Raw genomic sequence first — 22,880 nt, forward strand, 5'->3', positions numbered from 1 at the left:
ACTGACATAGAACCTTTATTTTTTGAGTGGAAGAGAGGATCCGCTCAAAAAAGAAGCGGTCAGTGCCTTTTTTAGCCCCGTGCCAAGTGAAAACAAAGAGAGAGACCAAATGCAGGTCACCTTTTGTTCTTCATAACGGCGACTGATACGCTTGAAAATCAAAATGAATATATAACAATCATTTTTTATAACCACATACTAATAGTAAATCTTATAATCAGATATAACAAGAGAGAAATAAAAAAGTCCTAACTTACAAATGTAAGTTAGGACTTTTTAACGCGCCCAGAGGGATTCGAACCCCCGGCAGACGTGGTACCGGAAACCACCGCTCTATCCGACTGAGCTATGGGCGCATAAACGATATACTGGTAATTATATCTTCTTATTTCAATGTACGCAACTACTATCATGTAAAAAACTCCTCACCATTTCCTCAAAAACAAAGCTATATCTATATCCATTTTGATGTTTCGACATATAAGCCGCAGCTATGAAAACAAAAAATGACCTCCACTCACTTGCTCCCTTTGTTTTCACTCGGCATGGGGCTAAAAAGGCCCTTATCGCTTCTATGCATGGCCGGATCCTCTCTTCCTCCTAAAAAGAATGATTTTATGTCGGTTTTTCTATTTGCATTTATATATACCTAAATTTGGTAATTATATTTTCATCCCTATTCACAAATCATAACCTTTGAATTCATATTCTATAAGGAGGCTTCATTCAATGACTGTAATTACAAAATTAAAGCAAACTGTTTCTGGATTAAAAAGCGCACAAGCAAGCTTAGAGGGGTTCGCTCTTGATACGGACAACCAACAAGCAAAGCAACTTTTCCAAACAGCTGCACAGCAGACACAATCGATTATTGATTCTTTAAACCCACGTGTTGATGAAGTTCAACAAGAAGAGCCTCAATACGGACAACAATAGATGAAAGTACTATTTCGTCTGATGGTACACACTTTTTGAGAAACAGAAAAAGGATGATTCCATATCATCCTTTTTCACTCGAATTACATAAAGCAATAGAAATGGAATGATTGGGATGCGAAAATTTGGCACAATTACCGTGTTATTCGTGCTTCTACTAGGTTTCATAACAGGATGTACTAGTCATTTAGATAAAGAAGTGAAACAAGAGACACATAAAAAAACAGAGAAAAAAAAGGAACCCAAGTTAACGAAAGTAAGTGTGGAAGAATCTTTTAATCAATCTATAGCACACGACGCGAAAAAAAAGGTACTCGCTATGGAAGAAATATTAGAAGTCAGAGCTGTTAACTCGAACACAGATCTTTACTTAGCTGCCAAACCTGAACATCATGAAAGGTTTCAGTTAAAACCATTAAAAACAAAAATCAAAAAACAATTGCAAGACGAAAATCCAACCTTCGATATTCATATAAGTACTGATCGAAAAATTTTTATGCTATTAGATAAACTGGAAAACAAAATTAAGAAAAAAGAAGCAGACAAAGAATACATTAAAAAACAATTCAAAACAATTCACTCAGAAATGAACTCTGATACTTAATTGTACGTTCTCTAAAGGAAAAGGAAGGATTCACATGCCGAGTAAAGATAAAGATTTAACACCAATACAACAAGAATATAAAAAATTTGAACAACAACGTGAACCAAAAAGGCCCGTTTTAAAAAATTGCATAAAAGCTTTCTTTGTAGGTGGTTTTATTTGTTTAATCGGTCAACTTATTTCCACCTTCTACATCACATACTTTGATTTTTCAGAGCGTTCAGCAGGAAACCCTACAGTAGCAACACTGATTTTTATTTCTATGTTGCTTACGGGCTTTGGGGTGTATGACCGCCTCGCCCAATTTGGGGGTGCCGGTACAGCCGTACCTGTTACCGGATTTGGAAACTCCGTTATATCTGCTTGTATTGAACATAAGACAGAAGGCTTTGTCCTTGGAGTAGGTGGCAACATGTTTAAATTAGCGGGATCCGTTATTTTATTTGGTGTATTTGCCGCTTTTGTTATCGGTCTTATTAAAACCATTCTCATCCAATGGGGAGGAATGTAAATGTTACAAGGACACCGAACATGGATATTTGAAAATAAACCAGTTATCATCTCAACAGGGGTTATCGGTGGACCATTTGAAGCAAAAGGAAAAATCCCTGAAGATTTTGATGCCCTTCATGAAGACTTATGGCTCGGACAAGATTCTTATGAAAAAGCACATAAAGTTTTATTTGAAGAAGCGTGCAGTCGCGCGACTGAAAAAGCCAAGCTCCGAAAAGAAGATATTCAGTTCATTTTAGCAGGTGATCTTATCAACCAAATCACTCCCTCTAGCTTTGCTTGCCGTACTCTTGGCGCTCCCTATATTGGATTATTTGGCGCTTGTTCTACTTCTATGGAAGGACTTGCCCTCGGTGCAAGTATTGTAAATGCAAAAGGAGCAAAATATTTATTAACAGGTGCATCCAGTCACAATACTGCTGTTGAAAAACAATTTCGCTATCCTACTGAATATGGCGGACAAAAACCACCTACTGCTCAATGGACCGTCACAGGAGCTGGCGCCGCTCTTTTAAGTAATCAAGGAGAAGGGCCACGTGTTACATCAGCGACGATCGGTCGAGTTATTGATATGGGTCTAACCGACCCCTTTAACATGGGAGGTGCAATGGCTCCTGCAGCCGTCGATACGATTGAAGCACATTTAAGGGAAAGACAAATTGATGTATCCTACTACGACTTAATCGTTACAGGCGATCTCGGTCATGTCGGACGTGAAATTGCTTATGATTTACTGCATAAGCACGGAACAAAAGTAGCAAGTGAGCAGTTTCAAGATTGCGGATTACTTATTTATAGAGAGGGTCAACCTGTATTAGCTGGAGCAAGTGGTCCCGGTTGTTCAGCGACCGTCGTATACGGACATTTATTGAACAGAATGAAAAAAGGAGAATTCAATCGAATACTTGTCGTAGCTACTGGTGCTTTACTATCCCCTCTTACCTTCCAGCAAGACGAGTCTATTCCGTGTATCGCTCATGCCGTATCGATTGAATTTGGAGGTGTACAACAATGATTTTTTTCTGGGCTTTTGTCGTTGGTGGACTCATCTGCGTAATCGGGCAACTTATGTTTGACGTCGGTAAGCTCACACCCGCTCACACAATGTCAACACTCGTTGTTGCCGGTGCAATACTAGATGGATTTGGTTTATACGAGCCCTTAATTGATTTCGCCGGGGCTGGTGCAACAGTTCCGATTACAAGTTTCGGAAACGCCCTTGTTCATGGAGCTATGGCGGAAGCAGCCAAACATGGTATTGTCGGTGTAATAACAGGAATGTTTAAAGTCACAAGTGCAGGTATATCTGCAGCCATCATATTCGGATTTATCGGAGCATTATTATTTAAACCAAAAGGATAAGAGGTGTTCTCATGACTGTTGTTGCTAGTGTAAAAACATGTCTCGCTAGTTTAAAAAGCGCACAAGCAAGTTTAAGTACGCTTTCACAAAATGCCGTTGAAGAAGAAGCAAAGCGAGTCTTCCATGAATGTATGATGGAAATGGACAGTGTAATCGCTGATCTTAAGAATCGAATTTCCGTATTAGAACGAGAAGAACCACAATATAAAGGATTTTAGGTAAAACAGGAGGGAATTAACATGCCTCATGTATCAGACTGGCTGCTTGTCATTATACGTTCCTTCGCTCTCTTAGTCATTTTATTTTCAATGACAAAATTGCTTGGAAAAAGGCAAATCGCACAGCTTTCATTTTTTGAATACGTTGCAGGTCTGACAATCGGTAACATCGCTGCCGAAGTAGCAACAGGACTCGAGCGAAACTTTTGGCACGGTGTTTCTAGTATGATTATATTTTCTATTGTTCCATTTTTCGCTGGTATGGTTGCCCTAAAAAACAAGCGGATCAGAAATCTCATTGAAGGAAAAGCAACTATTTTTATAAAAGACGGGAAAGTTTTTGAGGATAATTTAAAAAAAGAGAATTATACTATCGATGAATTATTGGAGCTTCTTAGAAAGAAAAATGCATTTAACATAGCGGATGTTGAGTTTGCTGTATTAGAATCGGGCGGTGAACTAAATGTCTTGTTAAAAAGAGACAAACAGCCGCTTACTCCAAAAGATATTGGCTTACAAGTAGCACCTGCAAAAGAAACACAAACGGTAATTATGGATGGAAACGTACTAGATGAACCACTTTCAGCCAGTGGTCATAATCGCGCTTGGCTTCACGCTGAGTTAGAGAAACTTGGCCTGGTGATAGAAAATGTCTTTATCGGGCAGGTCGATTCTTACGGACAACTTACTGTCGATATATATGATGATAAACTTCAAATGCCATCCCCCCAAGATAAACCATTATTATTGGCTTCTCTAAAAAAATGTCAGGCTGATCTTGAGCTATTCTCATTAGAAACAAAATCAAAATCGGCAAGCCAAATGTATAGCAAAAATGCAAAACAAGTTGAACATATTTTAAATAAAGTAACCTACCTCTTAAAAGAATAGGCAACAAAAGAACGCTTCTATATGAAAAGGCGTTCTTTTGTCTTTTACGGACAACATACTTCTCCTATTACGTTTAAATTTATATAATTCGGTTATGATGTTGAAGATACATAAGCAGGGAATTCCAAAAACATAGCGAATAAATCATGATACAACTACATATTTTTTTGATTTAAAGTGGTTTCGTTTGACCTTTATTGACCATAATTGTATTATAAGACTAAGAAAGCTTTCAAAGGAGGAAATAACAGATGAATTTAATTCCTACAGTAATTGAACAAACAAATCGTGGAGAACGCGCTTACGATATTTACTCTCGACTATTAAAAGACCGCATCATTATGCTTGGTAGCGCAATTGATGACAACGTAGCAAACTCAATCGTTTCCCAGCTTTTATTCTTGGAATCTCAGGATCCAGAAAAAGATATTCACATCTACATCAACAGTCCTGGCGGTTCTATCACAGCAGGTATGGCAATTTACGATACAATGCAGTTTATTAAACCACAAGTATCAACAATTTGTATCGGTATGGCAGCATCTATGGGTGCTTTCCTACTTGCAGCAGGTGAAAAAGGAAAACGTTATGCACTTCCAAACAGTGAAGTAATGATTCACCAACCACTTGGCGGAGCACAAGGTCAAGCGACTGAAATCGAAATCGCTGCAAAACGTATCCTATTCTTACGTGAAAAATTAAACCAAATTCTTGCTGATCGCACAGGTCAACCATTAGAAGTTCTACAACGCGACACAGACCGCGACAACTTCATGACAGCAGAAAGAGCACTAGAATACGGCTTAATCGATAAAATCTTTACAAATCGTTAATATACTTAAAAGCGGAAACGGCTCGTTTAGAAAGGTCGCTTCACAAAAAAAGCTATCGCATATGCGATAGCTTTTTTCTTATGGAATAGCGAAAGTGTTTTGAAACAAAACGCTAATAGAAGCTTTAATCAGTACCACTGGTTAAAATTCCACTTTCTCTCCCACCTAATTCTCCCTCTGAATCTTGAGATAGGAGCTCATTCTACGAAAGAACAAGTTAAGAGCAGTATGTTTCCAAAAGTAGAAAGGAATTCAATATTATGTGTAGTCTCCTTAATATTGATTTTTATCTAGTTTAATATACCCTATCCAGTTACTCGATATATTCTCTAAAAGCTAACTTATTTTCAACTATAATCTGCTTATTTCCAATTGACGTCATAAATCCTAACTCTTCAAATTTACTTAATTTACGACTAATTGTTTCTCTTGTCATTCCTATATAGTTTGCCATTTCTTCTCGTGTCAATGGTAAGTTTATAAGTATTCCTTTATCAGTATCTTTACCATACGTTTCACAAAATTCTAGAATTATATAGGCGATTCTAACTTCCGGATCATTTGTTGCCAGATTGTGTGCTAAATTCTCCGTATGTGCTAACCGTTGTGTAACGGTTTTTAACAATTTTAATGCAATACCTGGATTCCGCTCCATAATACTATCCATATCAGCTTTTGTTAACATACAAATTTTTGTATCTTCTATAGCATATGCACTGAAATTACTCTTCTCATCGCAATTAAATATATTCAATTCACAAAAACATTCACCACTTGTTAAAATATGCAAGATTTGCTCTTTTCCTTGAAGAGTTAATTTGGATAACTTTACTTGCCCCTGATTAATAATAAATAATGTATCTGACTTCTCTCCTTCATGAATTAATGGTTGCCCCTTTTTAAATTGCTTATGTTTTGTCATTGAAGCTATTTTTAAAATTTCTTCATCAGATAGGGACTGAAAAATAAGGACCTTTCTTGGACAAGGCTTCATTGTATTTTTACGATAACATTTTTCTTTCACATTACCTCACCTAACTTTAAATATATTATATAAAGTGAAACTTTAATCAGTAAGAATTTTCTTATCCCTTGCCTAATTTCTCTACTTTTGCTGAATTTTAATCGTATCTACATTATTATATCTTTTCTTAAAGTACCCACGTGTGACCCCAATCACATAAAAAACTCTTTCCTTATAAAAAATAACGAGAGATTAAATAATCTTCTCGTTACTTTTTTTGCTATTCTTCTACTGGCGCAAAATGCTCAGTATCTTCTCCACATACTGGACACACCCAATCTTCTGGTAAATCTTCAAAACTTGTTCCTGGTTCTATATCTTCATCTGGATCTCCAATTTCTGGATCATAAATATAACCACATGGTAAACAAATATATTTTTTCATTATAATGCCCTCTTTCTATTACCATATTAAGATTGTAGTTTCTCTTTTACCTTGCTCATTATTTCACTTATATTCGTATTTTTCATATCAATCTCTTCCAATGATACTTGTTCTTCAATAGCGGATTTGTAAGGGATAGATGCAACTACTCCTTCTAATGAGATAACACCTACTATTTTATTATCTTTAATAAACAACCTTGTATATTTCTCTTTGCCATCCTCTTCAACAATCGTTGTATCACATTGTTTTTCATCAATACATCCAATTGAGAATAAAGATATATCAAACGCATTAAAGATTGTAGCTGGAATTGCTTTCTTGTAAGTAGCAGAAATAGAAACCATGTTACTACCTGCAATTTTCCCTTGATCTATTGCTCGTCCCCATAGACCGTCAATTTCACCATTTACCTCCGCTACATCCCCAGCAGCATATACAGATTCCACATTCGTTTCCATCATCTCATTGACAACAATACCTCTATTTACGTGGATAGGAGTATGATTCACTAGTGAAATGTTAGGAGTGACTCCAATTGAATACACAACACTATCACAAGCAATTCGTTGATCACCATTTACTTTAATTCCAGTTACTTCTTCTCCTCCGAGAATAGAATCAATAGTTGTATTTAAATATACCTTTACTCCTGCACTTTCAATTTTTTGTTTTAATAAAAGAGACGTTTTCTCATCTAATTGTCTTCCCATTAATTTATCTGCAACTTCCACAATGGATACTTTTTTACCCGCGTTCACGATAGACCAAGCTGTTTCTAATCCTTGTACGCCTCCCCCAATGTTTACAACACTCTTTTTACCTTCTAAACATGTTTTAAAATCACCCGCGTCATGCATGTCTCTAATCGTAAAGACATTTTTTTTATTTATTCCATCTATTCGTAGCTTCTTATTATTTGCACCTGTACAGATTAACAGTTTGTAATAAGCAATTTTTTCATTATTCGCTGTAACAATATGTTGCTGCTCCGTATCAATTTTTACCACCTTTGTATTTGTAAAAATTGATATATTATTTTTTTGGTACCACTTCTCTTTTTTGATTAAAACTTTTTCGCTATGCAAATCTGTGTATAACTCTTTTGATAGTTTAATTCTGTTATAGGGTAAAGATGATTCTTCACCAAAAATGAATATATTTGAATCTTTATCATGGTCTCTAACTATTTTTGCAGCATTTACAGCAGCTACTCCGCTTCCGATAATAACAAAATTCTTTTCCATGTCTTCACCTACGTTTTTCTATTAAATAGAGCTTAATAATAAATCTGTAACAAATGTTGTTGCATGTTTGATTTGTTGTGTTTTTTCTTCACTCTTTGGAGAAAATCTTATGCGAATAGGGAATTCAACATGAGTCATACCTGTAGATTTAATAACATTTGATGTACTTTGGACTCTCATGTTTGTTTCATTTAGGTAATCTTGTACTACCTCGATTGCTTCACCACTCCAACCGTATGATCCGAATGCAGCTGCGATTTTCCCTTCTAAGTTCATTTCCTTCATTTCTATTAAAATTTCTTCTAAGTTTCCAATCATATCTGCATATTTAGTTGACGATCCGATGAAGACTGCATCTGCTTCTTGAATACTTCCTAGAATCTGAGCTTTATCCGATTTATCAGCATTAAATACTGTTACTTTAATATTATCTGCCTCGAATGTTTCTTTAATGATATTCGCAATTTTTTTCGTGTTGTTTTTAATAGTTGTATATACAATTGTTACTTTTTTACCTTGCGTTGTATCTTTACTCATTTCTGCATATAAATCGATATATTTTTGGACATCTTTTCGTAAAATGTACCCATGAGACGGAGCAATCATTTGAACATCTAAGTCTTTCAATGCTTCCATTAACGTTCTAACATATCTTCTATGTGGATGAATGATCGCATTATAGTAGCCTATGAAATCTTCCGTAATATCTTCATTCACTTCATCGTTAAAGAATTCATAATTCGCTACATGTGTACTGAAAATATCACATGGGAATAAAATTTTATCCTCGATACAATACGTGATCATTGTTTCTTCTGTATGAAGATATGGGGTTTCTTTAAATTTCAACGTTTTTCCACCAATATCTAATGTATCTCCATCTTTGACGACTAAGAAATTTCTGTGATGCAATTTGTACATTTCCTGCAACTCAGGTACTGCAATTTCTGTGCATACAATTGTAGCCTTTGTAGCCTTTGAGGCTAATGCTGCCAAGCCACCTGAATGATCTGGCTCTGTATGATTTACTACGATATATTGAATTTCTTGTGGATCAATTAATTTACTTAAACATTCTACAAATTCTCTTCCAAACTCTAGATCAACTGTATCAATCACTGTTGGTTTTTCAGTTTTTAAAAGATACGCATTATAAGTTGTTCCTTTTGCTAAAATCAAACGATGAAACGGTACTTCCCTATCATCAATCTTTCCAACCCAATATATATCTTCTATTAGCTTCACTTCTCTATCCATATTGTTTCACTGCCTTCCAAATGGTATCTGTTAACAACAACTGTATTATAAAAATTTTCCTAAGATAAAAAGATGACTGGAATCACATTTTGCAAAACTAAATAAAAAAACACCTTAGCGAATGGGAAAGGTCTCCTTCACTAAGGCATCTTGAATAACGTATTTATTTTGTAGCTACAAGCACTAATGCTGATTTATTAGGTAAATAAGCCTCTTTCTCAAAATTACCGAACGTTTCTATAGTCCGAAAACCAGATTCTTTTAACATAGGCAGTAATTCCTTTTTCGTAATACGATATAACGAAATACTATTTGATAATTCTTTATCATCTACATTCAATGTTGCAGTAAATAATACTTTTTCTCCTTCTAGCGTATAATTACGCTTAAAGGAGAAATGTTTCTTCTCTAGTACTGGAAATTTGAAATTATTTTCATCTAATACTTTTTCATAATTTACAATTTGAATCATTAGTTTTCCGTTTACTTTTAATTTTTCATAAGATCCACAGATAAAATTAAAGATTTCTTTCGTATTATCTAAATGAACAAGTGTATTTCCAATACAATAAATACCATCAAATACTCCAGGCACATTTTTAATTTGTTGCATCCCAAATGTATTTACACTAAATATCCCTTCGTAAACTGCAGCCTTCTCTCGAATTTTTGCAGCCAGTGTCTCCTCTGGTTCCATTGCAGTAACAGCAAAACCCTTTTCAACTAGCGCTTGGGCTACATTACCTGTTCCTGCGCCCACATCCAGTATAGAGCTACCTTTTTGTAAATAAGAGACTATAAAATTTATTTGTTTCTCATTTGCAGGAAAAAGTTCATCATAATATGGCGTTAACGTTTGATAGAAAGTCATTATTTATACAGTCCTTTCAGTATCTAGCATTCAAATCATAATCAATTACTACCCGTAAATAGCAGGATAATATATATGAAATGTAAAAAAGCTATTTGAATCAGTTTCCTTATCAAAATATTACTGAACCATCACAAATTTACTGTAATAATTACGAGAAATTATTACAGTAAGGCTTTGGCTAACAACATTACTGTAATAAAAAAGTAAATCGAATTTACAATCTCTAAAATACCCAATTTTAAAATTGAAATATTTCTACCATAAAATATTATGGATCGTACTAAACTTGGTATAAAGATAATGCTAAACCACGGTGATACAATTAAAGTAATAATCACGAGTAAAGAATGGTAACCCCACGAAACCCAACGATACGTTGGATTCTTTTTCTCACGAATCATCGACTTTACATAAAACGTACTTCCCATAAAATATAAAAATGATATCACTACAATTACACATGCTTTCTCATCAACTGTTTTCATTGTGAAATAATAACTAATTATTCCACCTATACAAAACAAAATAATAGCAAATATATCATTTAACAAAGCTCGTTCGTTTTTTTGATGTGAATAATAAATATTTATGAAAAAGCATGGAAGCATAACAATGGAGAACAATAAAATACGCCATTCATATATAAGAGCAACAATCGCGAACACACAGGCCACACTAAAATAAAGAAAGAAATAATATAGGTAATACTTCTTCCTTGGTTGCTTTACATACATTAGTAAAGGATACGTAGCTAAGTATACGAATAACCATGCAAAAAAAAGCGGAATATGGTACAACGTCCCTTTACCAATTAAAACGCCCAAAATAAATGGAATAAGTAACATTCCCCATGCTCCATGCTGCTTTGGAATAATTAACTTCATTCTTTCGACACTCTCCCCCAAAGTTTTGATCAATAATGTCATACGTGCTACATACAAAAATATTTCAAATGTTTTTATAATGCTTTGCTACTGAATCAAACAAAAGGATCGAGATCAATATTTATATAAAATAGATTCCCTATATCCTCTTTCATTAAAGATAAGCCATGTTCAAAAAGGATACTGTGAGTAAAATCACTGCATTATTTTTTCTTTGCAATTTTAAATTTATATAAAAATCACTAATGATAAAATTCACTCATTATAAGTGATTTATATCACCACATGAACGCTAAATTATCGATATTCTTAACCCAGATCAAACATTTAAACTTTATGGAGGTATTCATATGAAACATATTTTTACCGAAGATTCCGTTATTGGTGATATTGTTACACAATTCCCAAAGGCAAGTGACCTTTTCAAATCATATAGAATAGATTTTTGCTGTGGTGGTAATAGACCCATTATCGATGCTATTAATGAAAGAAATTTATCCTCAGAAGAAATTTTAACAAAGTTAAATACGCTCTATCATGAAACAAAACAATTAAACGAATCTGAAATTGATTGGAAAACAGCTTCGTATAGTGAATTAATCGATTATATTGTGAATAAACATCATCGCTATTTGAATGAAGAATTACCGTTGTTAAGCCCCTACGTAACAAAAGTATTACGCGTTCATGGAACAGGACAACCACATTTAGCTCAAATTCATAAGCTATTCCATGAATTAAAAACAGAATTAGAGCAACATTTAATTAAAGAAGAAACAGAAGATTTCCCTTTGATTTTAGCATTTGAACAAAATCCAACTGATGAAAATTATATGAAATTACGCAAAGTAGTAGATGAATTAGAAAATGAACACAACCACGCTGGTGATATTATTAAAGAACTTCGTAAAGTTACAAATGACTTTACTCTCCCAGTAGGCGCTTGTGGCACTTATCGTCTTGTCTATCAACGACTTGAAGCTCTTGAATCTGATTTATTCGAGCATATACATTTAGAAAATAACGTTTTATTTCCACGTGCAATTGCACAAGCTTAAATAAGAATAAAACAGGATAATTGAAAAGAGGAATAACGACCTCTTTTCAATTAATCCCGTTTTATCCCGCATTAACAGGCCGACATCTGCATTCATGAAAAGCGTATACCTCCATCTTCCTCTCTTATTTTTCACAAATCTTACAAGTTCCAATTTTGTTTTTGAAATTCATCTCACCTTCACCAAAAGTATGATTTTTATCACTGCTTCATTTTTCTATTTAGGATACATTAATAAGAAAAGCACTATCTTTTGGATGATGTTAGGAGTGATGAATACATGTCAGAAATAATAAAAAAACACTTACAGGGCGTTTCCCTCTTTAAAGAACTTTCAGAAGAAGAAATTCAACCCATTGTGGAAATTTCACGAATGCGAATGTATAAAGCAAAATCATTTGTATTTATGCAGGGTGATACACTTGACCGAGTATTTTTTATTCACTCTGGCAAAGTGAAAATTCAAAAAACAGATACATCTGGCAAAGAACAAATTGTTTCTATACTTCAAGATGGAGAAATGTTTCCTCACTCTGGCTTCTTTCGAAAAGGTTCATTTCCTGCTCATGCTGAAATTCTTGAAGATGCCCAATTAATTGTCATTCCTATCGTTGATTTTGAGATGATTTTAATTAAGTACCCTGAATTATGTATTAAATTATTTAGAGTTCTTGGAGAGAAAATCGTAGATCTTCAAAATAGATTAGAAGAACAAATTCTTCATGACACATATGCGAGAATTATTATGCTACTGCTACGCCTATGTAAGTCAAATGGTGTACAGATAGATGAAAAATATAAAATAACAACCCATTTTACGAACCGAGAGCTCGCCAACATGATTGGAACATCAAGAGAAACTATGAGCCGAACCATTACTTACTTAAGAAAAAATGAACTAATTGCTACGGATGGAGATGGTCATTTCCTTATCGATCTAAACAAGTTGGAAAATGAAATTATATAATCTGATCCCAAGCTGTCCTAAATCGATATTCTATTCGAAGTCATCACCCTTTCATTAGTGATACTCCCATCAGTGGAGGCTTTTTACAAGACTGTGCACTCTGCTCTAACTTCCTTTTTCCCTTTAAATCTTAATATCGCAATGTTACTAATTGAGAATAGTAAGATAAAAGCAAAAGTGACAAACTTGTTAAAAAGAAAGAATGTGTGATTTGACTCACAATTCTATCCCTACCTTTATGTTACATTGTAATTGAAAATTACTATCATTTGTTTTCGAGGTGAGAATAATGACAAAGTTAATTGATTTTCATCAAACTGTTTATGATTTAACTACCCAATACCCTGAGATCATCCCTCTTTTAAAAGATCTTGGCTTTGAAAATATAACGAAACCTAATATGCTTCAAACAGCCGGCCGTATAATGACAATTCCAAACGGATGCCGAATGAAAGGAATTTCACTTGATACAGTAAAGGAAAGTTTTAAAAATAGTGGATTTCACATTAACGAGTAGAGGAGAATCCTTATGAGCGAAATCATTAATAACAGGGAACAAGAAGATATAAATAACGCTGAACGCCAAGCAATCTTAAAGACGATTATTAAAGATCTTCATAACGGAAAAAATATTGAAGATGTAACAGCTCAGTTTCAAGAAGCGATCGGAAATATTACCGTAGCAGAAATTTCAAAGCTCGAACAGGCACTTATGGAAGAAGAAGGAATTCCAGTTGAAGAAGTCCAACGCTTATGCTCCGTTCATACAGCTGTTTTTAAAGGATCCATTGAAGAAATTCATCAATCTAATAAACAAGAAGAGCAACCAGGCCATCCCATTCATACATTTAAAATGGAAAACAAAGAAATCGATCTACTTGTGAATTTCAAACTTCAACTTCACTATGAACGTTTTGAAAAAGAAGATAGCGAAGAAAATATTTATAAACTAATAGAAGACTTAAATTTATTAATCGATGTTGATAAACATTATAGCCGGAAAGAAAATCTACTTTTCCCTTATCTAGAGAAATACGGCATTTATGGACCAACTCAAGTTATGTGGGGCGTTGATGACAGAATTCGTGCTGCTATTAAAGAAGCAAAACAAAAATTAGTAAATTATAATCAAGATAAAAAATCAGCCTTAGACAGCGTTTCCTTCGTCATCCATGACGTAACTGAAATGATTTTTAAAGAAGAAAATATTTTATTTCCGATGGCCCTTCAAACTCTTACAGAAGATGAATGGCTAAAAATCGCTCATGAAAGTGATGAAATTGGCTACTGCTTAACAAGTCCTACAAGTACATGGAAACCAGAAAGAAATATGATCAAAGAAGAAGCCCTATCCGAAGGCCTGATTCGTTTTGAAACAGGTATATTATCTTTAAAACAGTTAGAACTAATGTTAAATCACTTACCTGTTGATATTACATTCATTGATGAAAATGATGTTGTGCGTTACTTCTCTCATGGAAAAGAACGAATCTTTGCTCGTACGAAAGCTGTCATTGGTCGAACAGTGCAAAACTGTCATCCACCAAAAAGCGTTCATGTCGTTGAAAAGCTCTTAGAAGATTTCAAATCTGGAAAAAAAGATTGCGAAGATTTTTGGATTCAATTTCAAGATAAATATGTATATATTCGTTACTTCGCAGTGCGAAATGCAGATGGAAAATATATAGGAACTGTCGAATTCACACAAAACATTCAACCAATTCGTGAGCTCCAAGGAGAAAAACGGATTCTTTCATAATTTATATGAGAATGATAAAGTAAACTCATTGACGATTCAACACAACATATCGACCATTCACAGTAAAAAAGCTATCGCTACATGCGATAGCTTTTACTGTTTATTTTGCACATAAGCAGCCAACGCTTCTAAAGCAGCTTCTGCATCTGACCCTTCTGTTATAATCGTTACGTTACTGCCAAATCCAATCGCTAAGCTCATAATTCCCATTATGCTCTTCGCATTGACTGTTTTACCATCTTTCTCAATGAAAATATCAGCATGAAAACGATTCGCCTCTTGTACAAACAACGCAGCCGGACGTGCTTGCAAGCCGTTTTTTAATGCAACCTCAACCTGTTTTTGAACCATAGCTCCATTTCTCCCCTTTACCGTTATTTTTTTGCTACCGGTTCCCCCGCGCGTAATTTCTCTGCAATTTCATCGATTTTACGCAAGCGATGATTGATACCTGATTTACTGATTTTTCCCCCAGATACCATCTCGCCTAATTCTTTCAATGTTACATCTTGATAATTAATACGTAATTGTGCAATCTCGCGCAGTTTATCTGGCAAGACATCCAGTCCCACCGTCTCATCAATGTAACGAATATTTTCGATTTGCCTTAAAGCAGCACCAATTGTTTTATTTAAATTAGCTGTTTCGCAATTCACTAAACGATTGACCGAATTACGCATATCACGAACAATACGAATATCTTCAAATCTTAACAACGCATTATGTGCACCAATAATGTTTAAGAACTCCGTAATTTTCTCCGCTTCTTTTAAATACGTAATATACCCTTTACGCCTTTCCAACGTCTTACTATTTAAATCAAATCCGTTCATCAGTTCACATATAGAATCATTATGTTCCTTGTATAGCGAAAAGACCTCTAAATGATAAGATGATGTTTCTGGGTTATTTACTGAACCACCTGCTAAAAATGCACCTCTTAAATACGATCGTTTACAGCATTTCTTTTCAATCAATTCCTGTGAGATATTGCGAATAAATGAAAAGTCTTCTCTTACAATATGCAAATCTGCTAATATTTCACGTGATTTTTCAACAAGCCGAACGATATATACATTATTTTTCTTAAGTCGCATCTTTTTACGAACAAGTAATTCTACCGTTACGTCATATCCTTTTTTCAGCAATGTGTAAATTCTTCTGGCAATTGCTGCATTTTCTGTTTGAATATCAATCGAAAGACGACGGTTTGAAAAAGAAAGTGATCCGTTCATTCGAAGCAATGCTGATAACTCCGCTTTCTCACAGCACTCCTTCATCTCAAGCTTTGTCAGCTCTTTCTTTGTTTCTGATGCAAATGACACAGCCCCACCTCCTTATACGATATTTGGGAACAACAATTTTGTCCTATATGAATGAGTAGCGTTATCTCATAAAGAGATAACGCATGCTTATAACAACGAATATAAAATAGAAGCTAGTTTTAATGTATCATGTCTTACAACTTGATCATCATACTTTGCTAATTCATCTTGAATTAAACGAATCTTACTTTCAGCAAAACGATCTTCATCAACCACAACAGGTTCAGACAGCTCTTTTGCATACAGTTTACGTAATTCAGCAGGAATATCATGATTATTTACAATCGCTGTATCGATGAAAGGTGCTCCAAGATGATCATGCAAAGCTTGCACATGATCAAATGCTGTATACCCCATCGTTTCACCGGCTTGTGTCATGACATTACATACATATACCTTTTTCGCCTTTGCAGTAAGAACAGCGTCCCCGATTTTTTTCACGATTAAATTCGGTAAGATACTTGTATACAAACTACCAGGACCAAAAACAAGCAAATCAGCCCGCTGAATCTCCATCAATGTCTCAGACAGTGGTTCTACATCACCCGGTGTTAAAAACACGCGATTAATCTTTTTCCCAAAGTACGGAATTTTCGATTCACCTGTTACAATTTGCCCATCTTCCAGTTCTGCATGAAGCACAACACTTTGGTTGGCCGCTGGTAAAACACGCCCTCTTACATTTAACACTTTACTCGTTTCTGTAATGGCATGGAAAAAGTCTCCTGTAATCGACGTCATCCCTGCTAGCAATAAATTACCTAATGCATGACCCGTTAAACCTTCTCCGGATGTAAAACGATGTTGAAATAAAGCTTCCACAAGCGGCTCTACATCTGATAACGCAACAAGTACGTTACGAATGTCGCCTGGTGGTGGAATTTCTAACTCATCACGCAATCTACCTGAACTGCCACCATCATCAGCTACTGTAACAACCGCTGTAATATCAACAGGATATTTCTTCAATCCTCTTAATAAAACAGATAGTCCAGTTCCTCCTCCCATGATGACAATTTTAGGTTTTCTCTCTTTTTTCATCCCCTAATGGCCCTTTCTCTTCTCCACATCACGATGAGATACATGAACGATATATTCTGGTTTCAAATGTTTTCCAAGGTATTCTGCAAGCGTAACAGAACGATGTTGCCCACCTGTACATCCAATTGCAATTACAAGTTGACTCTTACCTTCTCTTTTATAATGAGGAAGCATGAAAGTAATGAGATCCGTCAGCTTTTCTAAAAATTTATGTGTTTCATTAAATTTGAGCACATATGACGAAACTTCTTCATCCAGTCCTGTTAAAGGCTTCATCTGTGGAATATAATATGGATTTGGTAAAAAACGAACATCAAATACTAAATCAGCATCAATCGGAATACCGTACTTAAATCCAAATGACATCACATTTACACGAAACGCTTGCTCATTTTCTGTTGAAAACAGATGAACAATTTTCTCGCGCAATTCTTTCGGTTTTAACTCAGACGTATCGAGTACAATATTAGCTCTTGCCTTCATGTCTGTTAATAAATCACGCTCTGCCTCAATCCCTTTTAACGGCAAACCAGTCGGCGCAAGCGGATGCGAACGTCTCGTTTCTTTGTAACGCGTTACAAGCGTGCTATCTTTCGCATCTAAAAATAAAATATGAGGAATGATCCAAGTGCGTTCTGATAAATCATCAAGCGCTCCCCATAAATGTTCAAAAAATTCGCGGCCACGTAAATCAATACCAAGTGCCACTTTATTCATTTTCCCTTTCGAGTCTGCCATAAGTTCAACAAACTTCGGCAATAACATCGGTGGTAAGTTATCTACACAAAAATATCCTAAATCTTCAAAACTTTGTAAGGCTACTGTTTTTCCTGCACCGGACATTCCTGTAATAATTACCATTTTAATATCATTATTCGCTGTCATTGTATCCCCTCCTTGACGGTTTAGCTCGGATCCAATCGATATGAAAGTAATTCAAAATCTGGTGTATATACAAACGTACCGTAGATTATTCCATTTCCTTTAATTAAATAATCAATAATGTGATAATCTCCTGGTGCCATTGCTAACTCATCAATTTTATCAAATGTATGCCAGCCAATGATGCCTTCTTCGCTTTCCAATTTGTTTTCTCCTGCAAAATCTGTCGCTAAAAAGGAGAACATCATCCATTCAGAAACAACTTTATCACCTTCTTGAATGACAAAAGTGAAGACCCCCTTTAACGCTGGGTTCTTTAAATAAATACCTGTTTCTTCACGATATTCGCGAACAACGGAATCTCTTACTGTTTCACCGCGTTCCATTTTCCCGCCCGGTGCAACCCACCAGTTCCGACGAGGTTTTTGTAATAGGAGAACTTCATTATCTTTGATTAACACACAGTTTGTTACTCTTTGCATGTTTCTTCACCTCAGCTACTTATGATGAATTTCTTCATCACATACTCATTTCATTATACTATCAAAAACACTTTGTCACAATGAAGGAGCTCCCGGCCTAAAGAAACAAAAAAACGATGGAAAGTAATTCCCATCGCTGTTGGATTACAAAATAGAATCCCTCACAATTGGCATATCTTATACGCAATATACAAAGATCAAGTCAAATCTTTTAACTCATTATTTGGTAAGGAGACGTAAATCCTTATTGATCATCCACAATAATATACGCTGTTCTGATTGGCCCATGTACACCTACGACGAGATTCATTTCAATATCTGCACTATTTGACGGACCAGAAACGAAATTCACACAAGCTGGCAATTTGTCTCCCGCTTTATTTTGATGGTGAATGACTTTTGTAGCCTGGGTTAACCTTGGCACAATCGTATTTTTAGGAACAATTGCAATATATGACTTAGGAAGAAGACTAACGTGCCTTCCTTTTAATCCATCATTAAATAGAACAACGGTTCCTGATTCAGCAAGAGCGATATCACTGAACGTAATGCCAATGTCAGCAGCTTTCGCAAATTCTATGTTCTCTTCTTTATGATCTAAGCCCCACTTACGAAAATGCATTGTACCTTCATTGCTTAAAAATTGACTGAGGCCATATTCCTCAAACCGTTCATCATTAGAATACACAGCAGATTGAATATTCCATTCTGTGAGAAAAGATTGTAATGTTTCAACAAGCCTGGCCTTTGTTGTTCGCTTAACTTGTGTATGGATTACCTCGCATTGCTCTATTAATTTCAATACAAGTTCATCTTGTGTTAATCCGTCAAAAACAGTCCACTGCGGAGAAAAAGACCAGTTCGGTTTTTTTACTGCTTCCGGACGTTTTCTGCCAAGCTTTTCTGATAATTGGAATAAAAATTCCTCACGATTTTGGATGGCCATTATCGTTCTCCTTTTCACGTTTTTTAAACCAATCTCTAAACGGTTGTTTTTCTGGAACTGGAAAATCTCTCGCATCCGTCCAAGCTTTTAACGGACCGATTCCACGCTCGATCTTGTCCCCTTTTGTAAGAGGCTTTAATGCATACGGAGCGGTCTTTGCAGCAAGAGAAAATAATCTGGAGCTATTCACCGCTTTTTCAAAACCTTTCATAGCAACGTTCCAAGCCACAGGTGATTGTTTCGCTTCTTCTACAATGTGGCGGCGATGTTTAATTAATAAATCGTGTAACGGTATTTTCACTGGACACGCTTCTGTACAAGCTCCACAAAGGCTAGATGCATAAGGTAAATCTTTATATTCATCATATCCTCCTAAAAGTGGTGTCAACACAGCTCCAATCGGTCCTGGATAAATGGAGCCATACGCATGTTCACCGATATGCCGATATATGGGACATACATTAATACATGCTGCACAGCGAATGCACTGAAGGATACTTTGAAATTCTGTTCCTAAAATATTAGAACGACCATTATCAACAATGACTAAATGAAATTCCTCAGGTCCGTCTGTCCCACCGGGCTCGGTTAACCCTGTAATATAACTTGTTAACTTTTGTCCTACAGAACTTCGGCATAGAAGTGTTACTAATACATCAAGCTCTTCCCATGTTGGAACAATACGTTCCATTCCCATAACTGTAATTAACGTTTTCGGAAGCGTCGTGGTAAGTCTTGCATTCCCTTCGTTTGCCACGATAGAAATAGACCCAGACTCTGCAACAGCAAAGTTACATCCTGTCACCCCTACATCCGCTGTAAAAAAATCATCACGCAAATAATCCCTTACAAACCTCGCCATTTCCGTAGGATCAGATGTTCCAGTATAATCTAACTTTGTTTTAAATATTTCACAAATGTGTTCTTTATCCTTATGAAGACACGGAACAACAATATGTGATGGAGGATCGTGGTCGTTCACTTGCAGAATAAATTCGGCAAGGTCCGTTTCTAACACTTCTCCTCCAGCCTCTTCAATCGCTTCATTTAAACTAATCTCTTCCGTTACCATAGATTTTGATTTCACAATTTTTTTCGCGTTTTTCTTTTTTACAATCCCTTTTACATATTCCCTTGCGTCTTCTGCAGTCTTTGCAAAATAAACAAAACCACCATTTTTCTCAATATTTTCACTCAGTTGATACAAATAATAATCAAGGTTTTCTAATGTATGCTTTCGAATTTCTTCCTCTAAAGCTCGCCATTCCTCCCAATTCCCAAGACTCTCAGTAGCTTTTAATTTCTTGCCTCTAAGACCATCTTGCGCTTTCCTGACAGCCTGTCTCATGAATTGATCCCCTATACCTGTTTCAGCACGCTTATGAAAAGGATCATTCCCAATTTTCATTCCCATCTTTATATCCCCCCTCTTATTTTCGATCTTCATTTAATACTTGAGCAATATGCTTTACATCAATTGGATAACCATTGCGTGTTAAACGTCCTTTTATATTCATTAAGCAGCTACAATCCATCCCGATTAACAGTTCTGCACCGGTTTCCATAATATGCTTTACTTTTTCATCGACCATTTGCTCAGAGATTTCTGGCATTTCCACTGAGAATGTGCCCCCAAATCCACAGCAATCATAATTATGTGGTAACGAAACAACTTCCAGTCCCTTTACACATTTTAATAATTTTTGCGGCGGTTCCTTAATCCCCATTAATCGGCTCATATGGCAAGATGTATGAACCGTTGCTTTTTTATGAAGCTCCGCACCTAAGTCTTCTTTCCCTAATACTTCAACAAGAAACTGTGTGAATTCATATGTTTTATTTGCAAGTTCAGTAGCTTTTTTCTTCCACTCTGCTTCACTTTCAGAAAATAAACTAGAAAACTCGTGAACCATCATAGCGCAAGATCCTGATGGCGCTACAACATATTCCGAATTAGCAAAAGCTTTAATCATATGTTTTGCAGCTGTTTTTGTTTCTTTATGATAACCGCTATTATAAGCAGGCTGTCCGCAGCAGGTTTGGTCTTTAGGGAAATCAACTTCACACCCTAAATCTTCAAGAATTTCCACGACATCTTTTCCTACTTCTGGATAAAAAACATCTGCAACACAAGTGATAAATATTGACACTTTCATATTTGACACCCCCAAATAAAGTAAAGTAGCCCGTCATGAATTGTACTTTTACAGGTGGTTTACTTTCCTACCAAATGTTAAGAGGCAAGATAAAGCAGAAAAGTAAGCTCAAGTAACTTTTTCACCAAAACGATCGCTTTCGTATATTCTTGGTAAAAAATACAAAAAAAATAAATACAAATAACAAAAAAAGTGATTGAGAGCTATCTCTCAATCACTTTTTCTTACTAAAATACGATACAATCGCAAACCCTAAAATAAACGTAATAATAGAACTTACAATCGACATACCACCGGCTGGAATCCCAGGAAACACTACTGCAATCGATCCGATGACAAGCCCAATAATTGCAGCGAATGTTGCACTTTTAAAATGTGCTAATAAGTAGCTAATCCCTTTACTACTCACCACAAATCCAACCATAACACCTGCACCAATGACTGCAATTAGCGGTAGGTTTAATGTTGTTAATGCATTAATCGCTGTTGGATATACACCAATGATTAATAAAATAAATGATCCGCTAATCCCTGGAAGTAGCATAGCCATACTCGCCATCCATCCTGCCAAAAATAGCCCAATTGTATTTAAAATTGTTAACGTAGTAATTGGATCTGCCGCTTTATCTGGCTTAAAGAATGCTGTTACAGCTACAAGAGCCGCTGCAACGATTAGTATAACAATATGTCCTGCTTTAAATGTTTCCTTTGCATTCGCTTCCTTCATTAACATTGGTAGAATACTTAAAATTAAACCAAGGAAGAAAAACTGTGTTGGCTCATAATGATATTCCAGCAAATACTTAATCACATGACTTAATGTTAAAAGTGCCACCGCCACACCAGCAGCAAGCGGAATTAAAAAGCCTAAATGTTTTTTCCATTCACGACTAAAGAATCCGCTAATTGCCGCAAGCAATCTTTCATAAATCCCTAGTACAACAGCAATTGTCCCGCCGCTTACACCAGGAATTAAATCACTAACTCCCATACAAAAACCACGATATATATTACGCCATTCCATACTGAATAAACTCCTCATTTCCCATAATCATTTTTTCCGTAGATTCTAGTATAACAATAACCATTTGTGTGCTCCATGAGAAATTTGACAAATATTTTACATTCCAAACGAAAAATAAAGAAAGCTACCTTCAATATGATATGATCCCCTTATAGTAGACAGTAAAAAGAAAGCACATTAATCTGTTTACTATGGAGGGGATTTTTTCTATGG

General features: G+C 35.5%; 27 protein-coding genes and 1 tRNA gene. 12 read left to right on the forward strand and 16 right to left on the reverse strand.

All coding sequences use genetic code 11. The features are described 5' to 3' along the window. Positions 1-280: 280 nt before the first annotated feature. A tRNA-Arg gene (locus tag JDS96_RS05660) sits at positions 281-356 on the reverse strand. A 373-nt stretch (positions 357-729) separates the two neighbouring features. On the opposite strand from JDS96_RS05660, the gene JDS96_RS05665 reads away from it, so the two are divergent. From JDS96_RS05665 to clpP, 8 genes are all read left to right on the forward strand, one after another. Further along, positions 730-936 carry a DUF1657 domain-containing protein gene (locus JDS96_RS05665; protein WP_003201925.1) on the forward strand — a complete coding sequence of 69 codons (207 nt, stop codon included), beginning with the start codon at positions 730-732 and terminating at the stop codon, positions 934-936. A gap of 115 nt (positions 937-1,051) precedes the next feature. After that, positions 1,052-1,540 carry a YhcN/YlaJ family sporulation lipoprotein gene (locus JDS96_RS05670; RefSeq protein WP_098610246.1) on the forward strand — a complete coding sequence of 163 codons (489 nt, stop codon included), beginning with the start codon at positions 1,052-1,054 and terminating at the stop codon, positions 1,538-1,540. A 34-nt stretch (positions 1,541-1,574) separates the two neighbouring features. Further along, entirely contained in the window at positions 1,575-2,051 is a 477-nt protein-coding gene (spoVAC, locus tag JDS96_RS05675) for a stage V sporulation protein AC (protein WP_017153375.1), read from the forward strand. Continuing rightward, on the forward strand, positions 2,052-3,068 hold the full coding sequence (spoVAD, locus tag JDS96_RS05680) for a stage V sporulation protein AD (RefSeq protein ID WP_199666344.1): 1,017 nt from the start codon (positions 2,052-2,054) through the stop codon (positions 3,066-3,068). Continuing rightward, complete coding sequence (gene spoVAE, locus JDS96_RS05685) at positions 3,065-3,415, forward strand: stage V sporulation protein AE (protein ID WP_098610244.1); 351 nt, start codon at positions 3,065-3,067, stop codon at positions 3,413-3,415. Before spoVAD ends, spoVAE begins: the two co-directional genes overlap by 4 nt. Positions 3,416-3,426: 11 nt before the next feature. Further along, positions 3,427-3,633 carry a DUF1657 domain-containing protein gene (locus JDS96_RS05690; RefSeq protein ID WP_098610243.1) on the forward strand — a complete coding sequence of 69 codons (207 nt, stop codon included), beginning with the start codon at positions 3,427-3,429 and terminating at the stop codon, positions 3,631-3,633. A 21-nt stretch (positions 3,634-3,654) separates the two neighbouring features. Continuing rightward, a complete protein-coding gene (locus JDS96_RS05695) occupies positions 3,655-4,524 on the forward strand; it encodes a DUF421 domain-containing protein (protein WP_199666345.1) in 870 nt (289 codons plus the stop codon). 251 nt (positions 4,525-4,775) lie between these two features. Next, entirely contained in the window at positions 4,776-5,357 is a 582-nt protein-coding gene (clpP, locus tag JDS96_RS05700) for an ATP-dependent Clp endopeptidase proteolytic subunit ClpP (RefSeq protein WP_001049163.1), read from the forward strand. A 313-nt stretch (positions 5,358-5,670) separates the two neighbouring features. Here the strand turns inward: clpP and JDS96_RS05705 are convergent, their stop codons facing one another. The 6 genes from JDS96_RS05705 to JDS96_RS05730 all read right to left on the reverse strand — a co-directional run bounded on the left by JDS96_RS05705 (position 5,671) and on the right by JDS96_RS05730 (position 11,028). Continuing rightward, positions 5,671-6,351 carry a Crp/Fnr family transcriptional regulator gene (locus JDS96_RS05705; protein WP_199666360.1) on the reverse strand — a complete coding sequence of 227 codons (681 nt, stop codon included), beginning with the start codon at positions 6,349-6,351 and terminating at the stop codon, positions 5,671-5,673. A 250-nt stretch (positions 6,352-6,601) separates the two neighbouring features. After that, complete coding sequence (rd, locus tag JDS96_RS05710; protein ID WP_000759862.1) at positions 6,602-6,766, reverse strand: rubredoxin; 165 nt, start codon at positions 6,764-6,766, stop codon at positions 6,602-6,604. A gap of 26 nt (positions 6,767-6,792) precedes the next feature. Continuing rightward, positions 6,793-8,013, reverse strand: coding sequence for an NAD(P)/FAD-dependent oxidoreductase (locus JDS96_RS05715; protein WP_199666346.1), 1,221 nt, complete (start codon positions 8,011-8,013; stop codon positions 6,793-6,795). Positions 8,014-8,034: 21 nt separating this feature from the next. Further along, on the reverse strand, positions 8,035-9,270 hold the full coding sequence (locus JDS96_RS05720) for an FprA family A-type flavoprotein (protein WP_199666347.1): 1,236 nt from the start codon (positions 9,268-9,270) through the stop codon (positions 8,035-8,037). A 163-nt stretch (positions 9,271-9,433) separates the two neighbouring features. Next, a complete protein-coding gene (locus tag JDS96_RS05725) occupies positions 9,434-10,141 on the reverse strand; it encodes a class I SAM-dependent methyltransferase (RefSeq protein WP_199666348.1) in 708 nt (235 codons plus the stop codon). Between the two features lie 164 nt (positions 10,142-10,305). Continuing rightward, positions 10,306-11,028: a YwiC-like family protein gene (locus JDS96_RS05730; RefSeq protein ID WP_199666349.1), complete on the reverse strand. Its 723-nt coding sequence runs from the start codon at positions 11,026-11,028 to the stop codon at positions 10,306-10,308. A 350-nt stretch (positions 11,029-11,378) separates the two neighbouring features. Between JDS96_RS05730 and ric the strand changes: the two genes are divergently transcribed. The 4 genes from ric (at position 11,379) to JDS96_RS05750 (ending at position 14,811) form a co-directional block, all read left to right on the forward strand. Continuing rightward, positions 11,379-12,086 carry an iron-sulfur cluster repair di-iron protein gene (gene ric / locus JDS96_RS05735; RefSeq protein WP_199666350.1) on the forward strand — a complete coding sequence of 236 codons (708 nt, stop codon included), beginning with the start codon at positions 11,379-11,381 and terminating at the stop codon, positions 12,084-12,086. A 279-nt stretch (positions 12,087-12,365) separates the two neighbouring features. Then, complete coding sequence (locus JDS96_RS05740; protein ID WP_003201900.1) at positions 12,366-13,052, forward strand: Crp/Fnr family transcriptional regulator; 687 nt, start codon at positions 12,366-12,368, stop codon at positions 13,050-13,052. 289 nt (positions 13,053-13,341) lie between these two features. Continuing rightward, on the forward strand, positions 13,342-13,569 hold the full coding sequence (locus JDS96_RS05745) for a DUF1858 domain-containing protein (RefSeq protein WP_199666351.1): 228 nt from the start codon (positions 13,342-13,344) through the stop codon (positions 13,567-13,569). Between the two features lie 12 nt (positions 13,570-13,581). Then, positions 13,582-14,811, forward strand: coding sequence for a DUF438 domain-containing protein (locus JDS96_RS05750; protein ID WP_199666352.1), 1,230 nt, complete (start codon positions 13,582-13,584; stop codon positions 14,809-14,811). A 93-nt stretch (positions 14,812-14,904) separates the two neighbouring features. On the opposite strand, the gene JDS96_RS05755 is transcribed toward JDS96_RS05750, so the two are convergent. The 9 genes from JDS96_RS05755 to JDS96_RS05795 form a co-directional block, all read right to left on the reverse strand. After that, the gene (locus tag JDS96_RS05755; protein WP_199666353.1) at positions 14,905-15,162 is read right to left on the reverse strand and encodes an HPr family phosphocarrier protein; all 258 of its coding nucleotides are present in this window, start codon (positions 15,160-15,162) and stop codon (positions 14,905-14,907) included. A 23-nt stretch (positions 15,163-15,185) separates the two neighbouring features. After that, positions 15,186-16,136: a DNA-binding protein WhiA gene (gene whiA, locus JDS96_RS05760; protein ID WP_003201892.1), complete on the reverse strand. Its 951-nt coding sequence runs from the start codon at positions 16,134-16,136 to the stop codon at positions 15,186-15,188. An 87-nt stretch (positions 16,137-16,223) separates the two neighbouring features. After that, entirely contained in the window at positions 16,224-17,177 is a 954-nt protein-coding gene (locus tag JDS96_RS05765; protein ID WP_003201891.1) for a gluconeogenesis factor YvcK family protein, read from the reverse strand. 3 nt (positions 17,178-17,180) lie between these two features. Then, complete coding sequence (gene rapZ / locus JDS96_RS05770) at positions 17,181-18,062, reverse strand: RNase adapter RapZ (RefSeq protein WP_003201889.1); 882 nt, start codon at positions 18,060-18,062, stop codon at positions 17,181-17,183. 20 nt (positions 18,063-18,082) lie between these two features. Next, positions 18,083-18,541, reverse strand: coding sequence for an NUDIX hydrolase (locus JDS96_RS05775; RefSeq protein ID WP_001190078.1), 459 nt, complete (start codon positions 18,539-18,541; stop codon positions 18,083-18,085). A gap of 244 nt (positions 18,542-18,785) precedes the next feature. Beyond that, positions 18,786-19,487, reverse strand: a complete 702-nt coding sequence (locus JDS96_RS05780) for a LutC/YkgG family protein (RefSeq protein ID WP_199666354.1) — start codon at positions 19,485-19,487, stop codon at positions 18,786-18,788. Continuing rightward, entirely contained in the window at positions 19,468-20,901 is a 1,434-nt protein-coding gene (locus tag JDS96_RS05785) for a LutB/LldF family L-lactate oxidation iron-sulfur protein (protein WP_199666355.1), read from the reverse strand. Before JDS96_RS05785 ends, JDS96_RS05780 begins: the two co-directional genes overlap by 20 nt. Positions 20,902-20,917: 16 nt before the next feature. Continuing rightward, on the reverse strand, positions 20,918-21,643 hold the full coding sequence (locus JDS96_RS05790; protein WP_199666356.1) for a (Fe-S)-binding protein: 726 nt from the start codon (positions 21,641-21,643) through the stop codon (positions 20,918-20,920). A 214-nt stretch (positions 21,644-21,857) separates the two neighbouring features. Continuing rightward, positions 21,858-22,667 carry a DUF368 domain-containing protein gene (locus JDS96_RS05795; RefSeq protein ID WP_033797428.1) on the reverse strand — a complete coding sequence of 270 codons (810 nt, stop codon included), beginning with the start codon at positions 22,665-22,667 and terminating at the stop codon, positions 21,858-21,860. Positions 22,668-22,880 lie beyond the last annotated feature (213 nt).

This window comes from Bacillus cereus group sp. N21 (genome assembly GCF_016483395.1).
Lineage (GTDB): Bacteria > Bacillota > Bacilli > Bacillales > Bacillaceae_G > Bacillus_A > Bacillus_A pseudomycoides.